This is a genomic window from Dapis brunnea BLCC-M229 (genome assembly GCF_050015995.1).
Lineage (GTDB): Bacteria > Cyanobacteriota > Cyanobacteriia > Cyanobacteriales > Microcoleaceae > Trichodesmium.
In genome coordinates, this window is record NZ_JBNHEP010000264.1 from 1 (window position 1) to 24336 (window position 24336).

General features: G+C 34.8%; 20 protein-coding genes and 1 pseudogene. 3 read left to right on the top strand and 18 right to left on the bottom strand.

The window, feature by feature from the left end; translation table 11 throughout:
- Positions 1–202 precede the first annotated feature (202 nt).
- Positions 203–992: pseudogene (locus ACP6PM_RS30330) on the top strand (IS5 family transposase).
- 113 nt (positions 993–1105) lie between these two features.
- Here ACP6PM_RS30330 and ACP6PM_RS30335 read toward each other — a convergent pair.
- The gene (locus ACP6PM_RS30335; protein WP_426590597.1) at positions 1106–2284 is read right to left on the bottom strand and encodes an aspartate aminotransferase; all 1179 of its coding nucleotides are present in this window, start codon (positions 2282–2284) and stop codon (positions 1106–1108) included.
- Positions 2285–3275: 991 nt separating this feature from the next.
- Positions 3276–4436 (bottom strand): iron-containing alcohol dehydrogenase family protein, encoded by a 1161-nt coding sequence (locus ACP6PM_RS30340; RefSeq protein ID WP_426590598.1) that lies wholly within the window; start codon positions 4434–4436, stop codon positions 3276–3278.
- 512 nt (positions 4437–4948) lie between these two features.
- Between ACP6PM_RS30340 and ACP6PM_RS30345 the strand changes: the two genes are divergently transcribed.
- Positions 4949–5248, top strand: a complete 300-nt coding sequence (locus tag ACP6PM_RS30345) for a hypothetical protein (protein WP_426590599.1) — start codon at positions 4949–4951, stop codon at positions 5246–5248.
- A gap of 398 nt (positions 5249–5646) precedes the next feature.
- Positions 5647–7134 (top strand): sugar transferase, encoded by a 1488-nt coding sequence (locus tag ACP6PM_RS30350; RefSeq protein ID WP_426590600.1) that lies wholly within the window; start codon positions 5647–5649, stop codon positions 7132–7134.
- On the opposite strand, the gene ACP6PM_RS30355 is transcribed toward ACP6PM_RS30350, so the two are convergent.
- The 16 genes from ACP6PM_RS30355 to ACP6PM_RS30430 all read right to left on the bottom strand — a co-directional run bounded on the left by ACP6PM_RS30355 (position 7131) and on the right by ACP6PM_RS30430 (position 24312).
- On the bottom strand, positions 7131–7670 hold the full coding sequence (locus tag ACP6PM_RS30355; RefSeq protein WP_426590601.1) for a helix-turn-helix domain-containing protein: 540 nt from the start codon (positions 7668–7670) through the stop codon (positions 7131–7133). The two genes, ACP6PM_RS30350 and ACP6PM_RS30355, sit on opposite strands and share 4 nt — an antisense overlap.
- 502 nt (positions 7671–8172) lie before the next feature.
- Positions 8173–8994, bottom strand: a complete 822-nt coding sequence (locus ACP6PM_RS30360; RefSeq protein ID WP_426590602.1) for a WecB/TagA/CpsF family glycosyltransferase — start codon at positions 8992–8994, stop codon at positions 8173–8175.
- A gap of 24 nt (positions 8995–9018) precedes the next feature.
- Positions 9019–10188, bottom strand: a complete 1170-nt coding sequence (locus ACP6PM_RS30365; protein ID WP_426590603.1) for a glycosyltransferase — start codon at positions 10186–10188, stop codon at positions 9019–9021.
- A gap of 993 nt (positions 10189–11181) precedes the next feature.
- The gene (locus tag ACP6PM_RS30370) at positions 11182–11502 is read right to left on the bottom strand and encodes a hypothetical protein (protein ID WP_426590604.1); all 321 of its coding nucleotides are present in this window, start codon (positions 11500–11502) and stop codon (positions 11182–11184) included.
- 32 nt (positions 11503–11534) lie between these two features.
- A complete protein-coding gene (locus ACP6PM_RS30375) occupies positions 11535–12788 on the bottom strand; it encodes a GH39 family glycosyl hydrolase (RefSeq protein ID WP_426590605.1) in 1254 nt (417 codons plus the stop codon).
- A gap of 367 nt (positions 12789–13155) precedes the next feature.
- Entirely contained in the window at positions 13156–13794 is a 639-nt protein-coding gene (locus tag ACP6PM_RS30380) for a methyltransferase domain-containing protein (RefSeq protein WP_426590606.1), read from the bottom strand.
- A gap of 49 nt (positions 13795–13843) precedes the next feature.
- On the bottom strand, positions 13844–14986 hold the full coding sequence (locus tag ACP6PM_RS30385; protein ID WP_426590607.1) for a glycosyltransferase family 4 protein: 1143 nt from the start codon (positions 14984–14986) through the stop codon (positions 13844–13846).
- A gap of 153 nt (positions 14987–15139) precedes the next feature.
- Complete coding sequence (locus tag ACP6PM_RS30390) at positions 15140–16024, bottom strand: glycosyltransferase family 2 protein (RefSeq protein WP_426590608.1); 885 nt, start codon at positions 16022–16024, stop codon at positions 15140–15142.
- Positions 16025–16161: 137 nt separating this feature from the next.
- Complete coding sequence (locus ACP6PM_RS30395; RefSeq protein WP_426590609.1) at positions 16162–17121, bottom strand: hypothetical protein; 960 nt, start codon at positions 17119–17121, stop codon at positions 16162–16164.
- Positions 17122–17151: 30 nt separating this feature from the next.
- Positions 17152–18078 (bottom strand): phytanoyl-CoA dioxygenase family protein, encoded by a 927-nt coding sequence (locus tag ACP6PM_RS30400; protein ID WP_426590610.1) that lies wholly within the window; start codon positions 18076–18078, stop codon positions 17152–17154.
- Positions 18079–18096: 18 nt separating this feature from the next.
- Complete coding sequence (locus ACP6PM_RS30405) at positions 18097–19218, bottom strand: glycosyltransferase family 4 protein (RefSeq protein WP_426590611.1); 1122 nt, start codon at positions 19216–19218, stop codon at positions 18097–18099.
- A gap of 194 nt (positions 19219–19412) precedes the next feature.
- Positions 19413–19772 carry a hypothetical protein gene (locus tag ACP6PM_RS30410; RefSeq protein ID WP_426590612.1) on the bottom strand — a complete coding sequence of 120 codons (360 nt, stop codon included), beginning with the start codon at positions 19770–19772 and terminating at the stop codon, positions 19413–19415.
- Positions 19773–19841: 69 nt separating this feature from the next.
- Entirely contained in the window at positions 19842–20945 is a 1104-nt protein-coding gene (locus ACP6PM_RS30415) for a polysaccharide pyruvyl transferase family protein (protein ID WP_426590613.1), read from the bottom strand.
- Positions 20946–21346: 401 nt separating this feature from the next.
- A complete protein-coding gene (locus tag ACP6PM_RS30420) occupies positions 21347–21931 on the bottom strand; it encodes a sulfotransferase family 2 domain-containing protein (protein WP_426590614.1) in 585 nt (194 codons plus the stop codon).
- A gap of 27 nt (positions 21932–21958) precedes the next feature.
- Positions 21959–22873, bottom strand: coding sequence for a glycosyltransferase family 2 protein (locus ACP6PM_RS30425; RefSeq protein ID WP_426590615.1), 915 nt, complete (start codon positions 22871–22873; stop codon positions 21959–21961).
- Positions 22874–22977: 104 nt separating this feature from the next.
- Positions 22978–24312 carry a flippase gene (locus ACP6PM_RS30430; RefSeq protein WP_426590616.1) on the bottom strand — a complete coding sequence of 445 codons (1335 nt, stop codon included), beginning with the start codon at positions 24310–24312 and terminating at the stop codon, positions 22978–22980.
- Between the last annotated feature and the right edge of the window lie 24 nt (positions 24313–24336).

Sequence of the window (24336 nt, forward strand, 5' to 3'; positions counted from 1 at the left end):
ATCTGCTCCTTACTCTATAATTCTACACGCTTAGTGAGAATGAAACAGCCCTGCCGTGTCTGATAGCCGGGGAGGATGTCAAAATTCATTCCAGGTAAAATGGGAAAGCTAGGGCGTGTCATCAATTAAAGGGGTTGACATTAAAAGTATAATATGCTCTGAGAAAATAACTATAGAAATAACAGACAAAGGACTGCTCTAAATGACTAGACGTTATCGCTTACGAGACGATCAATGGGAACGCATTCAAAATTTATTACCAGGCCGTGAAGAAACTGTAGGCAGAACCGCAAAGGACAACCGCCTGTTTGTGGAAGCTGTTTTATACAGATATAGAGCCGGAATTCCGAACCAGAGACTTGCCAGAGAGATTTGGGGACTGACCCATTTATCCATACTCGTTTTAGTCGTTGGAGCCGATCAGAGGTCTGGGAAAAAGTATTTCACGTTCTAGCTGAGGAGGCAGATAACGAATATGCCATGATTGATGCCACGATTGTTCGTGCTCATCAACATAGTGCCGGGGCGAAAAACAGTAGTGCAGGACAGGAAGATATTGGCCGTAGCTTTCGTAGGATTGAGTACAAAAATACATGGGGTAGTAGATGCTCGCTCGTAATCCCACCAATTTTTTTTAACTCCAGCTCAAGCCTCTGACCTGGATGGAGCAGATGCTTGATTACCGATGCTAGAAGCAGAAGCAGTACTAGGAGATCAAGCTTATGATGCTCAAGAGAGGGTGATTGGGCTTTTGAGTGAGAAAGGAATAGAAGTAGTGATTCCTCCGAAAAAAAACCGAAAAGAGCTTCGTCATTACGATGAAATATTGTATCAAGCACGTCATCTGATCGAAAATTTTTTCGCCTTGCCTCAAACAATATAGAGGGTTGGCGGAGCCTAGCGGCAGCTATATCGCCACGAGATACGATAAACCCTCGGTTAACTTCCTAGGAGGAATTTATTTGGCCGCTTCAGTTATTTTGTTAGCATAGCGATCGCCATTTTCATACAGCATATAATACCCATTTTGTCAACCTTTTTAATTGATGACACGCCTTAAGTAGAGACTTTTTATTAAAGGTTTCTACATTATTTTTCACGATATCTACTGATAACAAATACCTGCTTGCTCAAATCTACTTAGTGCTTCACCCAAACGTTCGCACTCAGCAATTAAACTAATCCTCACATAACCCTCACCACCACTACCAAAAGCATTTCCAGGAGTTACCACCACCCCAGTCTTTTGCAAAACAGACAAAGCAAAATCAGTAGAACCTAAACCTGGCGGACAAGGAACCCATAAATACATAGTTGCTAGAGTTTTCCGCACATTCCAACCTAACTCCCCTAAACCTTGAATCAGAAAATCTCGACGTTGGCGATAACGTTCTTGAACCTGATGTAAATATTCATCTGGTAACTGCAAAGCAGTCTTAGCTGCTGACTGCAAAGCAGTAAACACACCATAATCCAAATTAGTTTTCAAAGTCCGTAACCCTTGAATAACATGAGAGTTACCAACCACAAAACCTATTCGCCAACCAGCCATATTATAAGTTTTCGACATGGTGTGAAATTCTACACCAATATCTTTTCCTCCAGGAATTTCTAATAAACTGGTAGGTTGATAACCATCAAAAGCCAATTCGGCATAACATAAATCGTGAACTAGCAAAATTTCATACTTTTTCGCAAAAGCAACAATATCCTCAAAAAATTCTCGTGGAGCTGTCGCACCAGTGGGGTTACTAGGATAATTAAAATAGAAAACCTTTGCTTGCTCTGCAACACGATCGGGAATATCTCCGATATCGATAATCCAATCATTTTCCGGTTTTAGCAAAATACTATGAACCTTACCACCAGCAATTAAAGGACCCCGAAAATGTGCGGGATAAGCAGGATTAGGTGCTAAAACTAAATCTCCTGGATTTATATATGCCAAAGCTAAATGAGTTAAACCCTCTTTAGAACCCAAAAGTGGCAAAGCTTCTCCATCAGGGTCAAGCTCTACACGATAACGACGAAAATACCAATCAGTAATTGCTTTGCGGAAACTAGCACTACCCTCAAAAGGTGGATAACCATGATTAGTAGAATCTTGTAAAGCAGCAATGGCAGCCTCTACAACGGGTTGAGGAGTCGCCCCATCTGGGTTTCCCATTCCCAAATCAACTAAATCTAGTCCTTGTTCGCGGGCACGAGCTTTCAGTTCATCTAAGCGGGCAAAAACGTAAGGTGGTAGTGCTTTTACCCTGTCTGCTGGGTTAATCGAATACATATATTATTTTACAAATATATTTTACAAAAAAATTGAGTTTAATGCCTTCTTCTCTGAATATAGAGCCAAAAAGGTTTAACTTACTTAAGCTGATTCATTGCTTCTGTTAGAGAGTGTTTGTAAACTAAAGATTAAGAAGACCAGAGTGCTTAATTTTCGGTGGGTTACGGCGAAAAGTTAAATTTTGGTTACGATTCATAATTATTGCCGCCTAACCCACCCTACTAGCTTGTCTAGCTGAAAAATGTGGGTAAATTTGAGTCAATGAAGACCTCTCCCCCAACCCCTGTTCTGCAAGGAGAGGGGTGAGTGTTCTCCCCCTTCCTTTCCAAGGGGGGGATAGGAAGGGGGTTGGGAGGTTAGGTTTTACCCACAATTTTAGTCTAGACGAGCTACTACGCCTAGATTTAATATTCCTTTTACAAACAGTCTCTTAAACTGTTTCACAGACAACTTAAAAACTCCTTGGGCTGAGTGAGATAGTTGTTCTGAAGGCAAGTTCTGGGAAATAGGAAACTGATTAAGTTATTCTAAGAATATCTCAACCTATAAGGATAAGAGAAATCTATTCAATAATTGACAATTAATAATTACCTTTTTTTCCAAAGAACGAAGATTGACTAAAATCCAATTTGGCGTTGCTTTTTTCGACTTGAAAGTAGAGCCTTGAAATCTTAGATTATTAATTATTAATTAATTTATCAAAGTAATTAGGAATTTAAAAAAGCCTCATCTCTACCTTCAACGGTAAGCTACACCAAAAGAACAAGTAAAAATTGTGATAATTTTCTACATTTTATTATTTACTAATAAATTAAGGTACAAAGCCTCTCCATTAATTGAGAAAAAATAAAAAAATTCCTTTTGGTCAATCCTTCTATTACATAAGAGGTAATTATCCATTAATAAAAGTATAGGTAATTATTAATTATTAATTGTTAATTATTAATTATTGAACTAATCCTTCTACTACAAAATAGGTAATTATTAATTATTCATTGTTATTAGTACCCAAATTTTGTTTCTCTAGCTCCAGTGGGACTGTGGTAGAAACCATTGCTGCTACTAATTGTTCAGGAACTACTTTAAATGGCAATCGATGAATGTCAGAATTGGCACTACAAGCAACTTCAGCAGCACGCCATAATTCAGACAAGGTGATTTCTTTCAACCCTAAGTCATTCAAGGTTTTTGGTAAACCAATCTCATCGTAGAATTTTAACAGTTGTTGTCTGGCAGTCACAGCTAGTTGATTGCCTTGTACCATTTCTTCTAACCTTAGCTGAACTAATATACCATAAGCAACTTTTTCCCCATGTAATGTGCCATGACTAGCAGACAAATGAGTTAAACCATTATGAATGGCATGGGCAGCCACAGTCCGACATTGTGCCCCGCCAATACCCCCAATTAAACCAGCTAATAATACTGTTGCATCCACAACTTCTTCCCAGCTTTCTCCTTCTGGTTGTTCCAGGGCAGCAGTTGATTTTTGAAAGAGGATATCCCTTAATACTCTAGCTTGTTGGACGGCAGCAATAATCATTGTTTGCTCTGAATGGCCACTACTGACGGAAGCTTCATACCATTTGGCGATCGCATCTCCAATACCAGCTATTAAAGTCCGGGGAGGCCCAGTTTTAATAATCCCATAATCTAGAATTAGCAATTCTGGACATCTAGCTAAACTTACATCATATAAGAAAGCGCCTTGGTCTGAGTAGATATTTGATAATGCTGTCCAAGCTGCACAAGTAGCTGCTGAAGTGGGAATGGTGATTATGGGTAAATTACATTGTTGAGCTAGGAGTTTAGCTGTATCGAGAGCTTTACCACCACCAATACCAATTATTAGGTCTGCTTTTTGGGTGGCGACGGTTTGACGGAGATTGGCCAAGCTAGTTTCACTACAGTCTAAGCCATAGTTAGCCTGGGTAAATTTTAAATTATGGCTTTGTAATAAGGGTTGGAGGTAAGGTTGGATAATGCTTAGGGAGTGATCACCTCCAACTATCAGGGGATTATTGCCAAGACGGGCGATCATTTCTCCTGATTTGGCCAGAGCATTTTTCCCTCGAATAACTTGAACTGGGGCGATATTTAGGGATAATAAAGTTGTGGCTGTTTGGGAAATATTGCTAGATTTAATCATGGCAACTAAGGTTAACTTTGAATCAATTTTATTGAGTATAGGAAACTATTGTTATATTTGTCAGGTTTTCACGAAAAATTTTAATAATTTTTTTCTAGATTAAAGTTTATACTCAGAATCATCAAGCTTTGAGATGCCCAATATGTGAAATATAATTATTTTGTAGGATGGAAATATATTTTTTTAACTCTTTAAATTTAAATAATCAGGATATTTTATTCTTGTTCTTGCTGAGATATTTCTGAATTTGCTCATTGGAAAAGTTATCTATGTCACATGATTTTTTCAAGATAATTGAAATTTTATAAATATTTGTTAGTTTTAGCAGATATTTGTTCTCATTAAATGCCTTTTGATGTTAAAAAGTTAAGTGAGGATATGTTTAGCTAATTTTATGAACAGATATCAAAGGAATAAAAAAGAAAAAAACTCGCTAAAAGGAGTTTTTATATTATATAAAATGTAATTAATAATTATTAATTATTAACTAATCAAATTGAGGAACAAAGACAATGAAAGGTTCATTTGCTAAATACGCTCAAGAAAGTAGTACAGAGGTAACATTTTATTATATAGATGGTCACACAGAAACCTTCAGTTTGTCAATTAATGCACAAGAATTTCAAGCACAATTACAACAATTACTTAAACAGCCTTGGATTACTTTTCATTTAATAGATCAAACAATTTGTATTTGCACTGAGAAAGTTATGAAAATAGAAATTATACCACCCATAAATCAAATGCAAGGAGAAGGAGTATTTGCTAATTCTCAGAGAATAACTGCTTTACAGCGTAACGCTGGTAGATAATAAATAATTTAATCGCTGAATACTTATAAAACAGATAAGTATTTATGCCCAAAAATTAAGGGTAAGAAATAAAACTTTCTGTTGAATTTATTGCACAGCATGGCATCTGACAGAAGTTTTCGAGTTGATAAAGTAAAAAATTCTGGGACAGTAGGATTAGGCACTGGAAAAAGAGATTAATATTAAAACTGTACCTCACTATTCGTGCAAAGTGGGGTAAAACTTAATACCTATAATTAGTAAATGTTTACTGGTAACTCAATACAAGTCAGTAATTTTATATATAATTACTTTCCCCAGTCGAATCAGATAGTAAAATTAGATAAAGGGTGTATTTGGAGTAACTTAAGTTCTGCAAAAATCATAGATAATGCAAGATGTTTAAAGATGATAAAAAAATGCTGGAGTCACAAAAGCCCATAACTCCTGATGTTCAAAAAAGTAAATTAGATCAACGTGCTCCTAACAGAATTGTCAGTCTTAGCCGTGGTATTAGGATTGTCTGGTTGCGTACAATTTTATTTGTATTTCTAGATGCAATTTTAGTATCTCTTGCTTGGAAAAGTGCTCAGTGGATTAGCAATAATAAAGATACTTTGAAAGCAATTCCATCTTTTGACTTAGTTGGAGATACTGCTTCTAGACCAGGATTTTTACTACCAATTTTACTAATTACACTAAATAGTATTGCTGCTGCTGGATTATATGGTGATCGCGAAAATCGTCGTCAATATTTTAGGTTAATCAAAAGTCTTACCTTTGCCCAAGTAATCGTACTATTCCTAGCTTTTATCTATGAACCAGGAGTAATTTTTTCTCGCTCTACCTTTCTACTAGCATGGTTCTTTAATCTGATATTTGTATTGGCAGGTCGTTTAATTGCAGAAGCAACTATTACAAGTATTCGCAAACAAAGTAATCTCAGTCATAAAATTTTTTTAGTGGGTACTCCTCAGGATACTTTACTGGCAAAAATTGCTCTGAAATTAGTCAATAATAAAGAATATAAAATCTTAGGGCAAGTAGATTTATCGACTACAGAAAATAGCTGTCGCTGGCAAGAGATTTTAGAAGATATATCTAAGCAAGGAGTAGGAGAAATTTTTGTCTGTTCTTGGAGGTCAATACCAGACCACATGGAATTTTGTTGGAGTGTAAAAACAGCAGGTATTCATCTACGGATTTTACCAGTTGGTTTAAGTATTCCCACTCAAATACCAAAAATAGAGATGATTGGTGGGATACCCACAATTAATTTAAGTCCGCCAGCAATTGTAGGTGTTGATTATTGGATAAAGCGTAGTTTTGATTTAGTCGCTTCAGGTTCGTTTATTTTATTAGCTGCTCCTCTACTATTATTCATTGCAGCTCTAATTTATCTAGATTCTCCAGGACCAATATTTTATAAACAAACTCGAATGGGTTTGAGAGGGAGACATTTTAAAGTTTGGAAATTCCGCACGATGGTAGTTAATGCCGATAAATTACTCAAAGACTTGGAGGCGAAAAATGAAACTAAAGATGGTGTGCTATTCAAGATGAAAGAAGACCCACGCATTACTAAAGTTGGCAAGTTTCTTCGGCGTTATAGTATTGACGAACTGCCTCAATTGATTAATGTGGTGAAAGGCAATATGAGTTTAGTCGGACCACGACCTCTACCCCTACGAGATGTTGAATGTTTTAAGCCACATCATTTTGCACGACAAAATGTTCTGCCAGGAATTACAGGTTTGTGGCAAGTATCGGGTCGCTCAAATATTCTTGATTTTGAGAATGCTTTCCGCCTAGATATGACTTATATAAATAATTGGTCTTTGGCAATGGATTTCCAAATTTTACTAAAGACAGTCAAGGTTGTTTTGGCTAAGGATGGGGCGTATTAAGAGACTTCTTGAATTAGCTGTTCAATATTTTTCTTATTAATTTTCCACATTTCCTCTTCTTCCCAAATCCACATACTGTTTACACGCTCGACTGTTCCATCAAAATTAAATACTGTTGCTGTTGCTAAGGTCTCAATCCATACTGTAGCTCCACAAGAGTGAGGGTTTTCTGGTCGATAAACTATTTTACAAGGACCGTGAATTTCTATTTCGTGACCTTTAGCTAAATTCTTGGAACCTCGCTTGATAGACATCACCTCGAGAGCAGTATCTTTCTTGTTTTTGTTGGTAGCAATATTATTACGATCAAAATGAATTGTATTTTTGCCACAATGCCTAGAGGAATGCCAATTGGGTTTGGGACCATGTTTCCTGTAGGAAACTCTTGGCATTCCTCTATATAAAGGAATTACCCAAGTCCGACCATTGATTTTTCTTGCTCCTTGAATCCGACCTTCTTTGATTAAAACTCGGACTCTTTGAGCAGAAATATTTAATAGAGAAGCAACTTCTGTTGTGCCAACAAACATCAACATATTTTTTTTCCTGAATATATATGAGGCAATATGGAATGGTGCTTAAGAAAATGAAAATACTATTTCTCTATACGCAATAGTAAAAATTAAAATTCTATCCTTACTGGAATCTCTACAAATTCAAGGATTTTACTTACATTGAGATTGGTAGAAAATTTCTGAGCATCTGATTTGGGAAGTAGATATTCTCAGATGTTCAGATGTAACTTTACAGTTTTCAGTAGATAGAGCTGAAGAAAATGAAAATACTATTTCTTTATACGCAATAGTAAAAATTAAAATTTCTCCAGATAGGAATATGTACAAATCAAAGGATTTTACTCACACTGAGATTGGCAGAAAATTTCTCAATGGTTTAGAAAGTTAGATATTCTAAATGTAATTTATCATTCATTTTTGGTAGTAGTGCTGAAGAACATGAAAATACTATTTCTCCTTCTCCATACGCAATAGTGAAATTAAAATCCTCATCCAGACAAAAATAATTGAAAAACTCCCCAACCTAAGAAAAATTTTTTTTCAAAGGAGTCTTTAGAGAAAGTAGCTTCATTAACTGAAGCGACAAAAGAATTAGATACAGAGGATTCAACAACACATAACGTTGCCAAAGACGATTTGGCTCTTGTAGCAAACGAAAAAGCCACTCCAAACCAAACTTTTGCATCCAAGGTGGAGCCTGGGGAACATTACCAGCATGAAAATCAAAAGCAGCACCCACACAAACTAAAGCAGAATTTAACTTTTGACATTTTTCAAAAGCCCAAGCCTCTTGCCGAGGGCAACCCAAACCAATAAATACAATACCCGCCCCAGAATCTTTAATTTGTTGAATATATTCAGCATCTTCCTCTGGAGTCAGAGGGCGAAACGCTGGAGAAATAGTTCCAGCGATAGTTAAGTTAGGAAATTTGTCTTGGAGATTTTGCTGCAAACTTTCCAAAACTTGGGGAGTCGAGCCATAGAGAAAAATACCAATATTTTCATTAGCTGCCGCAGTACAAAGATGTAACATTAATGTCGGACCATAAACCCGATCACTCAGATGAGACCTATCGGGTTTGCGTAATAAATTCATCGCCCAACGCACAGGTTGACCGTCAGGAACAACCAGAGTGAATTGATTGAGGCGATTGCCATGACCTTTTGGATCTAGATAACCAGTCATAATTCCATGCACTGGCGTCGGAGCAACGGTACAAGATTGTCGGAGTTTAGCAGAGTTAATAATAAATTCTGTACAGTCGTAGTAATTAGTGTGACTAACTCCTATACCTAAAACACTGGTTTTACTTGGAGGAGTTAAAGAAGGTAACTCGTTTGTCATATTTTTATCTATGAACCAATTAAGTTAAATTTTAGAGGCGATCGCTAACTTATAAATATCCATCAATTTATGATAATTCTGCTCGGCAGTATACTTAGCTTCAAACTCAGATCGAGCTTCAAAGCGCATTTTTCTTAATTTTTCTGGATGAGTAAGAGCATATTCTACTTGAGCAGCCAAATCATTGGGGTCTCCTGGGCGAAAATGAAAACCTGTACGACCAGATTCAATCAGGGAAGACATATTACCCAAATTACTAGCAATTACCGGAGTACCCTTAGCAAAAGCTTCAATGGCAACCCTACCAAAAGTTTCGTACCATTGGGACGGAAAAATCAGAAATTTAGCTTCTCCAATTAAATTATAAACTTCCTGTATCGGTAAGCGACCAAGCCATTCTACATTAGGTAGTTTGACAACTGCTTCCTGAACTTGATGAGATAAAGGTCCATCTCCAATAATTTTCAGTGGTATCTTTCCTGCCAAAAGTTGCCAAGTTGCTAATAGAGTATCTAAACCTTTTTCTGGAGATAATCTGCCAATAAATAGAGCATAATTACCATTTCCTTCTCCCATACCTGGGTCTGGATAAACAAAGTTAGGTTTAACCACTATTTTCTCAGCAGGTAAACCAGCTTGAATAAATTTTTGCCTAGTAAAATCTGTTAAAGCAATGTAGAGATTTACCATTTTTTTCCAAGTTGAGATAGCACGGTGTAAGGTCTGCATAGCTACTACTACTAGACTAGCTGCTTTACTATCTCTATAACAACCATGAACAACTCCAGGCCAAGAAATTATTTTTCCTAGGCAATCTTCGCAAACTTTTTGGTCGCGAAAAAAGTAACTATTGGCGCACAGAAGTCGGTAGTTATGCAAAGTTTGTACTACCGGAACACCTTGTTTGTTAGCTGCATAATAAACAGATGGAGAAATTAGAGGAAAAAAGTTTTGTACATGAACAATATTGTAAGAATTTTCAGTTAGTTTTTGTTGAACTATTTGATAACTTTCGGTTGACCAAACTGTTCGGATAGCAGCTTTAATTTGACCTATTTCTGCCACGCGATTGTTGTTTTCTTCATAAATATCTACTTGATTGCCTTTTTCTTGTAAAAGTCTTTCCTCCAATTCACGAGATTCATCTTCTCCTCCACGAATTAGATAGCGGTTGTGAATACTGAGAATTCTCATAATTTTTTTGAAAAAATTAACTTAAACTTTTTTATGTGCATCAATTTAATTTTACCTATTGCTGAGATTTGATTGTTTTTTCTTCATAAATATCTACATTGATGACTTTATCTATGTAAAAGTTTTTGCTACTAGGAATTTTATAGGGGGGTTATAGATACTTAAAGATACGCATTTTTATTGTTTCCTGATTTTCCATTCCCCGTGATGAAAATTTGTTGATTTTATATTATTATACCAATTTAAAAAAAGAATGTTACAAATAATCAGGATAATTAAAATAATTTAATCAGACTTCCCTTCAATTAAAAAGAGATATTCAAGCCAATAAATAATATTTAAACTATTATACCACTTTGAAAAAAGAATGCTACAAAAATATCCCTCTCAATCAGAGATACTTAAAAATATCAGCTCCAATTCATTTCCCCCTTTTTTTTCAATTTTACTCCTTCTCTCTTAGAGATTGTTTGTAAAGGAAATATAAAAAGGAGATAGGGAACAGGGAACAGGGAACAGGGAACAGGGAACAGGGAATAGGGAATAGGGAATAGGGAATAAGGAGGAAGAAATCAAGACAAATATTTGTCGCTTAAAAATCTAGGAATATATGTACTGAATACTTCTCTACCTACCAAATTTCAATCTCTTGAAGTATTACCGCTTTTAGATTTTAGTCACTCGCATGTTCTCTTAATACTTATTTTACAAACAGTCTCTTAGATAACTAAAGCCTTCTTCCTTCTTTCTTACTTCTACCATTTGTAACAAACATTTATCACACTTGGTATTACTTCTGACTCCTGTACGTCGCCAATCCTACGGCTCTCCTACCTGTCTCCTGACTCCTAAGCGATAACCTAAATATTTGTAGCAAAAATTTATCAAACTGGTATTAGACCTCTCCATAAAAGAGGTAGTAGGGAGTAGGTGAAATAATTGATTATTTCTGTAGGATAATTGATTTTATTTTTTATTATTGGAGATATCTATTTATTCACAGTTACCAGATATAAATTTATGATAAAAATCAAGATATTTTTCCACTACAGTTGCTTTCCCAAACCTGAAATTATTTATTTTAGACTTAATTATATCCTGACTATAGGCATTAATTAAAGGTAAAGAACCAATTTCTAATTTTAAACCTGATAATTTATAGCTATCTCCTGCCAAATTACTAACTTGTTTAACACCCCATTCTTGAGGAATTTCAAAATCAAACTTTCCCTCTAGATGCCAAATAATCCCACCTCGATCGTTATTATCACGAGTAAATAGATAATAGATAATTGGTAAAGATGATTGAACCAAGCGTGGAAATCTTATCAATTATCCATTAAAATTCAACTATCTAATAATAAAGGTAAAGAACCAATTTCTAATTTTAAACCTGATAATTTATAGCTATCTCCTGCTAAATTACTCACTTTTTTAACACCCCATTCTTCAGGAATTTGAAAATCAAACTTCCCCTCTGGACGCCAAACAATCCAACCTTGATAATTATTATCACGAGTAAGTTGACAAACCCAGGTTTTCTGCCAATTAGAATTACAACTTTCCATCCGAGCACCAATTAACCATTTTTGAATTTCCCCATAAGCAATACCAGCAGGAGTTAGAGTCTTGGCATCTTCCGCAGTCATATTTAACTCCAATCCTACAGGACTATCCCAATCATACCAATAAAAAAGTTCGACTCCTACCAACCAATTCAAAATATAAGCTCTAGCAACATAAGCCGCTCCTTTCTCTTCATCTTTAAAAGGTTCATCCCCTAACCAACCAGCCTCCGTGTTCCAAAGAGGCATTTTTTCAACTCCATATTTAGCCATTACTTTTCGCACTCGCAGAATTTCCGACAGCATTTTTTCTGGAGGTTCGTGTGGTACATAAAAATGGTAGCCAATTACATCAACATAATTTTTACCACCATCTCTTAAAAATTCTTCTAACCAAACTAAACCCTGTTCAACTGTCGTCATAGATGGAGAAACTACTTTAATATTAGGGTCTACTTGCTTGAGAATTTGAGAAGCTTCCTTGGATAAATTCAACATTGTCTGGGGAGTGCCAGAAAAGAAACCTTTTAAATTAGGTTCGTTCCAAATCTCGTAATAGATAATTTTACCTTTGTAGCGTTTGGCAACTGTACGAACATAGTTACGCCAGTCTTCTATATTTTTGGGTTCCGCAGGCCAACCTGGTTTATAGGGAGAGCGATCGCTTGGTCTAGCAGAGGCCCAAGGTGGAGACTGACCTAATGTTAGTAGGAGTTCCACATTATGTTTTTCTGCTATATCTATATATTTATCTAAAAGTTCAAAGTTCCATTTTCCTGGTTCCGGTTCTAGGTTAGGCCATTCCACATAAGCACCCCATAGACGTAGTTGTGAAAAAGGAACTTCCGGCCAGGGTGTAATTTGTTTGATATGAGGAGGTTGTATGGCTATATGATGAACGTGCATCCCAAAAAAACTGGGTGGAATAACAGTAGGAGGTGGTTGGAGGTTTTGGTTATTGAAGGCAAAAATACTCCCAACACTAGCAAGTAGAAATAAGGAAATAAGAATTATCCACTTGAAAATTTTCCTCAATTGACTTACTCCTTCATCCTGACAACTTTACAGCAGATTCCAAGTATATGAAGTCAAATATAAACCTTTGTGGCATCTTGCCTGTGATAGCTATACCTAATTGAGATAAAACCTACTGTAGATGTTGAGTTTTAGCAAATCATCTATAAGGTTATGGTTTTGAGATACTAGATCAATTATCTTTGGTTGGTTGAAGATCAAAATACTTCCTAGACTGGTAAATGGTGACTTTGGGCAGAATAATTGCCAAAAAATCAAGGGGTAATTCTTACTGCTACCTCCTTTATAATTCCCATTTCTCCTAACTCCTGACTTCTAACTTGACTCATAAGACTTTTTCAGCAGATCCTAAGTAATCTTTGATAAATTAATTTTTCATAGCAATTATCGATTTTTCTAAACCAGCAAATTTTTCTATTTCTACAGTTGCATTGGCAAATAACTCAGACATTTCTTGAGAACTTAATAGCCTTAATTCTGCTACCATTTTCTCACAATATTCTTGGTTAGGACGAGTAATAATACCCCAAAGTGTAAAATTCCTAACTAGGTTTTTTTGTATATTTTTGGGCATATAATGTATGAATGGCGTCAGGAAATGAGGCTCGACTGGAAATATTTTACTAGGGGTTTGTACAAAATATTTGGGAGCTATTCTTTTAATTTCATTAGCAAATTCTAGCTGGGATTCCCAATCATATAAATGTTCAATTACAGAGTTACTAAAAGCCAGGTCAAAAGCCATATTTTCAAAAGGTAATTTTTTTCCATTCCCTACAACCCAAGTTATATTTTCTGGTAAATCTACTTGAGTAGAATAAAGATTCACAATAGTCACTTGTGGAGAAGGAAAACCAAGATTTTTAGCTAGCTCCCAAAAAAACAAATCCCCCCCAACATCTAATAAATTGGTTGATTCATTGATAGAAAATAACTTGTAAAGAAATTCCAATCTTTGGCGACGAAAGTAGATTAAAAAAGGACGGTATATTTTTTGAATATCCATTTTATTTTTATTTACTTAGATTGTTTGTGAATAATTAATGAAAATAATTTTAACAAGATTTAGTCTCAGTAATATAGCTAATAGCTTCTAAAATATTATCAGCTACAAACTCAGGAGTCAGGTATTGGATGCGATCGCGAACCGTACCCCGCATTTTTGCCAAGTCATCTTCGGTTGTTCCTAGAGCTTTTTCTAGGGCAGAATAAATTTCTTCTTGATCGTCTGGACGAAATACCCAACCTGTCACACCATCTTCAATTAATTCTTCTACAGACTGACTGTAAAGACTCCCCAAAACTGGCAACCCCGCTGCCATTGCCTCATTTGTCACTACACCCCACTCATCAGCTAAGGTCGGAAAGATAAAAATGCCAGCTTCGGCATAAACTTCTGGAAGTTTTTGATATTCGATATTGCCCAGAAACTTGATTTTTATATTTTCTGGCAGTGGTTGTGCTGCCAAAGTTTCCTGTAAAGTTCCACTACCTGCTATCCAAAGTTCAAGATGTTTTTCGGGATGATTTTTACCCCACTTGCCTAAAGCAGTTATAAATGGTAACAACCCCTTACGTTCTACCAGTTGCCCTACTGATAATAAACGATGAACCTGGTGAGATTCTTTAGATAAAGGGACAGCGAGAAAGGGAGAGATATTAGTTGTATAAGGAGCAAAAAATATTTTTTCCTCAGAAATGCCAAAATTCCGAATATAGCGTTTCCCACTATTGCCATTGACAAGCACTGCATCTGCTTGGGGTAAAAGTACGCGCCTTAACTGATGTCTTAACCAACCTCGACCTTTTTCACTATATTCGGAAATTGTTGCCCAGAGGATCAGTCTAGTTTGAGGATGGAATTTTCTGTAAAGTGCTGCTTGGAGACTCCGCATTCCTAGTTCTCCAGAAATTACGACATCTGGTTGATATCGATCGAGTAACCAAAGGGTGTCGTAGGGAATATGAATATATAGTGGTTCAGAAAACCCTTGAGGATGTCGCCAGGTACGTTGGAGGGTAAGATTTTTTTGAATCGTAACATTTAATTCTTCCCAGTTTGTTTGCCAACTGCGGTTAGCTTCCATTGGGGTAGAGATAAATACTTGAAATTCTGAGACTCGTTGAGCGATCGCCTCATACAGAGGCAACCGATAGGGAGGAATAAAGTTTGTTAATAGGGCAACGCGCCTAAACATATATATCTTAATGAAGGAAGGAAGAAGAAAGAAGGAAGAGGGAAGAAGGTTTAACTTTACTCTTTTCCATCAATTTTGTCAGCCAGAGATTTGGGAAGGATGGAAATCTTTTTTCAATAGTTTTAGAAGTTGATTGCTGAGTGCTGACCGATTTTAATCATTAATTCGACTTCCCATTTTACCACCAAATACACCTGCAAATAACAACCTTAGATAAGGTAATCCCCAATACAAAGGCCATAATAAACCTGCATGACGTTGGGTAAATACTTTCCATTCTTGAACTGGTAAACCCTTTGGCTGTTTAATTTTCTGTAAACGTTGGGAAAGGGTAAGATTTTGATTTTCCCAAATATCTGTTTCTGGAGGATTAATAGTACAAGTCCCCACATAACCAGGAGTTAGCCAAACTGAACCGCCTACTTTTCTCACTCGTAAACCATAGTCAATATCTCCCGTACTATGAACAAAATTAGAATCTAAATTTCCTACAATTTTGGCAGTAGCTCTAGGAATAAGTACAGAATTACCATTCATGGTGTGACAAATTTGAGTTTCTTCTGTTGGCTGAACTAACTTAAATTTGAGAGGATGCCACCAGGCACTCCGCACCATACCACCATAAGTTAAATTACCAGTGTCTGGGTCACAGGTCGAACCAACTATTACAGGGTTTGCTGTTCCTGTTTTGATAACTTGGTCTAAAGTAGAGAGTAATTTTTCTATGGCTTCCGGGTAAAGGGTAGTATCGTCGTTGAGCCACATATAATAGTCTCGGTCATCTTGCAGGCCGCTAGCAAAAGCAAGTCTTGTACCACCATTCCAAAATAGACCGCCATTCCCAGGAATAATTTTGACTTGAGGGTATGTCTGACTAATTGCCTCAGAGGTACCGTCGGTACTAGCATCATCGACTAGATAAACTTGAAGTTGGATATTTTCTGGAATTTTTTGGTTAAATAATCCTGCTAAACTTGCTAAAGTTTTTTCTTTGCGGTTAAAGCAGGTCATTAATACGGCGATAGTTTTTGGTTCCATTGGTTTGTCAGTAATGGTAATTTTTTTAGGGAGTATTCCAAGACAGATAGCGATAGAACTCCGTTCCGCTTTTCGGCTGTCGCCGACATGAAAAGGGGAGCTTAGCGACAGCTATATTGCAAACACCGATTTATACTTTACCAATAACAGGCATTTTCACAGTTTTCCATTTCTTTTTCTCCTGGCCGATCTTCTGTTAATGGATAAGTCCAATAATCATTAAGGTTTTCCAGAAACCACGGTTTTTCTTCCCATCTCGATCCCCTAATTCCAAATAATATTTGAGTTGCTCCACCTAAATGAATTACTGATTTTCCCATTTTTTTGATTTTTGCTCCTAATAGTAAGCTATATCCACCACATCCAAGTAAAGCTATATCAAAATTTTGCTGTTCTATTTCAGCCATTACTGTTGCTAGAATATTTTCCCATGAAGCATATTTTTCTCTGATATGAGAATCAAACCCATAAGGAAATTTTACTGCTGTAAATTTTGTTGATTCTGGTATTAGAGGTTGACCGTTTTTTTTCTCATATTTCATCCAAACATTAGATAGTTTTGGTATTTGTTTTGTGAGTGTTTCGGCAAAGGAAGTTACTACTAAAACCGTCTTATTTTCTAAAGCTTGAGTCCAGGGTTTATCAGAAATTAAATAGGGTTCTAATCCCAGAAAATAGCCAATTTTAGCTTGAGGAGCAAATGTAGAAACTAATTTCATTTCTCCTTGATTATGCCAAATTCCTAAATTGTCTATATCACCTAAAGCAGTTATAAAAGTAGTAGCATACTTGTGATAACTCTCTGATGTCCGAGGAAATACTCCAGCTCCTATTTCTAAGGCTTGAGTAGTATTCCATGAAAATTTAATTCCCAGGCGAGTCGAAAGTCTCCAATTCAAATGCCACAAACATACTAATAATTCATTTGAACCGATTTTTCCTGCGAGAAAAGTAGCAGAATTTTGAAGAGAATTATAAATTAGAGCGTTAAGTTCTTCTGTAGATACCATTCTTAGCTTCTTAGCAGCAGCAACTTCTGCATTTTTGACAATATTTGATTTGATTTTACGGAAATTTGCAGCTAAAAGTTCTTTCATTAAAATTCACCTCTGTGTCAATATTTCCGATTATTTTTTCACCAGTTTTTTTACACCTTGATATAAACGCATTAGTTTAGGTTGCTTCCACAAAAAATCATACAAATCTGTTCTGACTTTAGCAAGCAAAGAATATTTTTTATACATATCAGGAACTAATTTATATTGCATTTCTTTGTAGTTGCCATATTCTACATTGTGAGGTGTAACTGCATAGCGACTACCAAACTGATATTGACTTGGTAAATAGTGAGCTGTCAGAGATTTTCGAGAATACTTGGAGTCTTGAGTAGGCAAAGAACCATGAATTGTACGGGAGTTCCAAAATAGTACATCTCCTTTTTCTAAAGCAGGAGCTTTAATTTCATGGGAATGAGTATCTACATATTTATTTATTTTGTTTACATATACATGAGTAGATGCTTGTTCATCTGCTGTTAAATCAAAATCAATTAAATTAGTTTTTGGTAAAACATAAAAGCGACCTGCTGCTTCTTGAATATCTTCTAAAGCAAACCAACCTGCTAATAAATAACCATTGGGTAAAGAGTCTAAATAATACCAATCTTGATGAGCGGGGGTTGCTGTATTCTGGTCAAAAAACATTGACTGCATTAGATTATGACTAGAGCTTCCTGTTAATTTTGTTAAAGCTTCTTGTATTGCTTGACAACAAAAAATTTCGAGAGCAGCTTCACTAAAATTAGAATAATCAGGATAATCATGGATATCTCGAAAAGATGTTTCTGAGTATCCATATTTGCTAATTTTATTTTTTTCCCAGCGGTTAGCTGATTGACGAAAGAAAGGTTTTTTTGATGGTAAAATATCGGCTTGATATTTAACTAAAATATTATCTATTAATTCTTCAGAAATCAATTTTTTAAACACATAATATCCATTGGCATCGTAGTATTCTTTGGGATTTTGGATAACTTGACCTTGTAAATTTTTCATGGTGTAATTAATTTGATTTTAGAGTAAAGATAAATAAACTTTCTTGGTTTCTTCAGCAGCTTTTTCCCAAGAAAATTTTTTGATTTGTTCTCTAGCAAGTTTGACTAATTCTGTAGATTTGCCTGATGAAAATAAGACATTTTCCATAGCATTAGTCATACTTTCTGGTTGTTCTGGATCGAAAAATTCTGCTGCATTTCCGACTACTTCTGGCAGTGAACTGGTATTACTACAAGCGATCGGACAATCAAGTGACATTGCTTCTAAAAGGGGAATGCCAAAACCTTCATAAAGTGAAGGATAAACAAATATAGATGCACTGTGATAAAAATTTGCGAGGGTTTTATCGTTACCACTAACTTGAAATATTTTTTCTGTAGATAATTCTAACTCCTGGATTAATTTTAATTCTGCTTTTGATAAAGAACTCCCGCCAAAAAAAACCAAATTAAAATTATTTTTAAGTTGAGTAGAATTAGCATAAGCTTGTAAAAAAAGTCGGAAGTTTTTATGAGCGGAAATTCGTTCTCCTACATATAGAATATAAGGTTTAAATTTTTCCAAATTAATTTGTGAATTAGTTGAAATTTTTAAAGATGGTCCGTGATAAACTACATTGACTTTTTCCGGATTAATATCCAATATTTCTATTAAGTCTTTTTTAGTATTTTCCGATACGCAAATAATTTTATCTGCCCTTGTTACAGCTTGTTTTTTGATTTGCGATGTCTTATCTAGACCGAACATTTCTCTTCTGAGAAATTGAGTGAATTTTTCATGAATCATGTCATGGACTGTCACTACTATCTTACTTTTTTTTGGTGCTAATCTATCTGAATGATAATAGGTTTCGTGAACAATGTCTGGAGTATTATTTTTCAACCAATTTTTAGCAACCAAATCATTTGTTTTACCAATAATTTTGGGAATTTGAAGTCCCGGAAATTTGGGAACTGGTAATCCAATAATCAAATCTTTTTGGCATTCTTTTAAATACTCATTTGCATAGGCAAGACCAAGAATTTTTACTTGACAATCATCTGTCTCAGAAACTTTAGTCGCTACTTCATAAATATATCTAGAAACACCACCATATTTCTGTCGCCAAAATATTTGATGATCGTAGACTATTATTGGCATATTATATTGCTCCATCTTCAGACATCTAATCTAATTCTTTCAGGACTTCAGTAAATCCTGCCATGTCGTTAAATTTGTATTTACAAATTTCATATCTGATGTTCCCCCAGCAAAATGTAGAAAGAAGCTATTCATATATGCTGCATTCACACAATCAACAAGTTTTTTATTAAATATAAAAGGCAAAAATGATGCTATTTTTCGTTAGATAACTGTTTATTTGCTGTTGACCAACTAAATACAGCTCCTACTTTCTCTATTGCAACATCTTTAACTATACAAGGAGCGTTGTACCAGTTAATCAAAATATCTGAATCTGCCCAAACAATTATCTCGTAATTTTGAGAAAATTCTTGACTAAGTATCAAACATTTTTGCCATGCAGGAGTACGTTGTTTAGCTCTTTCTGAATCATCCAGTGAATTTTCAATACAAATTATGTCATAGCCATATTTATTTGCATATTGATGCCAATTTTTTTGACAAAAATTTTTCCATTCTTGTATGTATTTTTTATCAAGAGCTAAGGTAACTATTGCTTTAGAGTTTTTCATTTTGATTACCTTTTCATTTGTATTTAAGTCAAAGTTAAATTTTGCAGTTGATTAATTTTAACTTGGATGTTACGAAGCACTTCCCAAAGCAAAATTCATTCCTTGAATAGCTTGCTCTTTTAAACTCTCAAGTAAATCCTTTGATACTATTGTCGCTTCTTTTTGTAAAGATTCTAATTTCTCTACAGTAACTGGTAGTTCGCAGTAAGGTACTCCTAATACTTCAGCTAAAGCTTTAACTTTTGAAGCACGAGCGATCGCTGCTACTTTACATCCTGCCCATGCTGCAGTTAACAAACCATGATATCTGGTACTTAGAATAGTTTCACATTCAACTATTGGTTGGATAAGTTCGTATAATGAACCGTTATGATAATCTGGTACTTGTAAAGTTGCCTTTTTTCTAGCTTTTGACCAGGGAAATCTAGTTAATTTGCGAAAAATATATCGTTCTCCATAATCAGCCATTCTAGTTTCTCCAGCAATAAAAGCAACTTGCTCGGTTTGAGAGGCAATAAATTTTCCTATTTCTGTAGTATCTTTTTTAGATAGGGTATCTCCTGCAACTATTAATCCTAGTTGAAATTTTTTTTCTGTGGTTTGATTTGCCAATAAAGTAGGTAAGCTAATATTTGCTAGATCGGAACCAGTAAAGAGGCGATCGCTCTTTACTTTTAACCAGTCTTCTAGGATGCGTGTGCTATGTTCGTCGCGAGTATAAATTTTGTCGAAGCTATTAGCAATAGTAGCAAAATCTTCTACTCTTGATTTTATTTCTGTTTCTGCTCCAATACCTACTAAAACTCGCTGCCTAAATTTTTTAATCTGTTCTAAATCGGATAATAATAAGTCAAGACACCAAGTACCACTTGTTAGTTGAAAAGGCGTATCTCCTACTCCTGCCCAACATTCTATTTGAGTAGGATCATAAAATTTGTTTTCATCAGTATGACTCCAAGATATTTGGGGAAATCTAGTTTTTTGAGATGCCAAATCGTGTCTGGTTAGACTGTATAGTTGAGGTAGATTTTTTTCTTTTAATTGAGCTAGAGCTTGGCTAAATCCTCCGATCATTAAATCGTCACCTATGTTTCCTGCTCCAAAGAAGATAAATCCCATTAATATTGATGACTGAGAAGTTGATGAAACTAAATTTTGTTGTAAATTTTCCATAGATTTTTTCTGAATAGCTATTTGAGTTTACTTCAAGATTTATTTTTCTTATTTTATTGAGATATAAAATCACTGAATTTATCTTTTTTAAGAGCAATTGATTATAAACTCTTCTACCATCATCTTCCTTTTATCTCCTAATTTTGATTGGGTTTTTAGTTATTCTGTATTTGAGTCAGGCTAACTAATAAATTTATTTTTATATAGCTTGTTTTTGGTAGGCAATGAATTAGATAGGAGCTACTCAATTGAAGATTACCCACTATGAATTTAACTGGGGGTAATTTATTAATTTTTGTACTGGGAATTTTGGCTCTATTGTTGCAGAAATTCCATCAAAGTCATATCCAAAATTTTCTATATCTTTTTTAAATACCTCTGCAATTATTTCTCCTGTTTTTTCATTGTAGTACCCCCGATAATCTTTGGTAACAGAGACATTTTTTTTTGGCAATTGATGTAGAAATATTCAGATGATGACAACAGTATTCAAAATCTTTATCTAAATCTTCAAATCTTCCCAAATAATTTAGACCAAAATCACCTTTGCTATTAACAATAAAATCTGTTTGCAATCTTGGTTCATTTTCTACTCTCCATAATATATAATCCCCAAAATTACTCAAATTACTGTGTAACTGGTGCTGAAAATGCTTTGTATTCAGTTTCGCATATTCATACAAAGAAACTTGCCATGACCAGGGATTTCTAACAATTGCAAACTTAAAATAATTTTGGAGTAAATTTTCTGGTAGATATTTTTCTAAATCTCTTAAATTTGTATGTGAATCTTTCAAACGGTCTGTCATCTTTAGTCGTGACATATATCCCATTCCATATACTTCTAATTTAGCTATTTTTCTCAGACCTTTTAAGATTATATTTTCCTCTAGTGAATTCCATTTTTTCAAAGCTAATTGAATAGAAATTCCTGCATTTTTGTAGATATGAATAAATACAAACTGTTTTGAGTGTGATAATATCATTGGTTTTATCTTTATAGCTATTTGAGTTTATGGAAAAATTTGTTTCAGCTTTCTTTTTATTCTTTCAGGTAAACTTCTAGGCATAAATTTTTGATTGTGTTTTTCTGTATACTCTCGATCTACTCCTACTCCATAAGGGTCTTTAATCGGAAAAGCCATTGGTTGAAAACTCAAATTAGATATTCCTTCTGATTGCACTTTAGTGTGAGTTGCTTCTGCACCAAAACCAATATTGGAGATTAAATTAACTGAGGGAATAATTGCTAAACCTGATTGGGAAAGACGGGTAAAAACGAATTGATAATCCCAAGTATCATGCCCATTGTAGATGCTATCTAATGCTTTTTTGACTCGGTTATATTGTTTGTCATTTCCTAAAACATCCCTGACTAGAGTTTTCATTTCTGGCAGTGCCCATAGTTTCATTTCTACATCATAATGCTGCCATGCTCTCCGCCAAGAAGCCCATCCCCAAATCATGCCAAAATAGGAGAAATGATAACTTTGAATTTTTGATTTCCATTCTCCTAAAGTGTTTGTACCACTAATCATCATTACTCTTTTATCTTCACGATATTTAGCAAGTAATTCATCACAAAAACGGAAAAATGTCGGATGAGGTAAACAATCATCTTCTAAAATTATTGCTGTTTCTACTGTATCAAAAACCCAGTTTAAACCACTAGAAACTCGTAACTTACACCCTAAATTTATATCAGAATAATTTTTATAGACTTGGCATTCCCAATCTACTTTTTCAATGATGGAACGTACCGCTTGACATTTTTCAACTTCATCTGGTTTTTCTTTACGAGGCCCATCAGCAACTACTAATAGTTGAGGTGGTTTTGCCTTCCTAATTTCTGCAAATATTTTCTCGGTTACATCAGGTCTATTAAATACTAAGAAAGCTACGGGAGTTTGCATTTGCCAATCAACCATTTTATTTGATGCTATTATATTAATTATTTTCTCTTGAATCAACAAAATAATATTTTTTTAACAATTTAATCTAGTCATAGATATCTGATTTTCTTGATAATTGATTATTTTTTAGATACTAGATGAACTAATAAATTAATTGGCAGTAAAGCTTTAGTTTGTTGCATAAAGACAATTCTAGCTTTAGGAAGAAATAGATGGCAGGCATAAGAGGCAACTATCTGAGAAATAACAGTAGCGATCGCCGCTCCTATAATGCCATATTTAGCAATTAAAAAATAGTTTAAAACCACATTTATTAATGCTCCAGTCGCAGTAGATGCTGCGGAAAATTTAGTCAATCCTTCTGTAATTAACCAAGGACCTCTTGCTACTCCTAATGAGACAAATAATCCCGACCAAATATGTATAGAAAATACCGGCCCTGCTGGTGCATAATTATTTCCATAGATTAAAGTCATAATTTGTGTAGAAAAAAAAGTTATGGGAATAGCAAAACTGTAACTTAAAGCTACAACACTATAAAACAATTGTTGTAATCTTTCATAGTATTTTTTTTCACTAATTTCTTTAGCTTGAACAACTTTAGGAAAAACTGATTTAACTAAAGTATTGGGAATTAAATACCACATTTCTGATATTCTGACCGTTGCAGAATAAAGACCTACTGCTGAATCACCAATCATTTCTCCTAACATAATCTGATCGGTACGCATATAAATCATAATTACAATTCCGGAAAGAATCAAAGGCCAACTTTCTGTAAGTAAAAATTTAGCACGATTAAAGCTCCAAGACCATGCGTTAAGTAGATATCCTTGCCATTGATAAACTATAACTAATCCCACAGCACCTAAAACAATTTCTGCTGACCAAATACCTGCAAATAAAGTGATAGGAGCTTGAATATAAATAGCGATAATTTTCACTATATTAATTAACAAATATCCTGATGTTTTAGCAAAAATTATATATTTTGATTTAACTTGAGCCTGAAACCAAAACTCAATTACATCAAAGGCGCGAAAAATCATGCCTGTACTAATAATTGCTACTAAAAATAGAATTTGACGATCGTCAGGTTTAAACAGATAAATTAAACTAACTGTCAATATAGATATGAATAAACCACCAATTAGTTTTAAAACAAAAGCAGTACCCATGACTTCATTTTTTTCATGGGGTTTACGAACAACATCACGGATAATAATATTGTTTAATCCCAAGGTGGCAAATGTAGTAAATAGAGCAACCAAAGCAATAGCATAGTTTAATATACCAAATCCTTCCGGACCTAAATAACGAGCTACCCATACCCCAACTACAAGACCTAACCCCATCCGTAGAAATTTATCACCCAAAAGCCATGCAGTATTACCAACAATCTGCTGTAAATTTGGGCTAAATTTTTGCTTTAATCCTGCTAACTTTTTCAACATAATGATTTGATTATGTAATTGTTT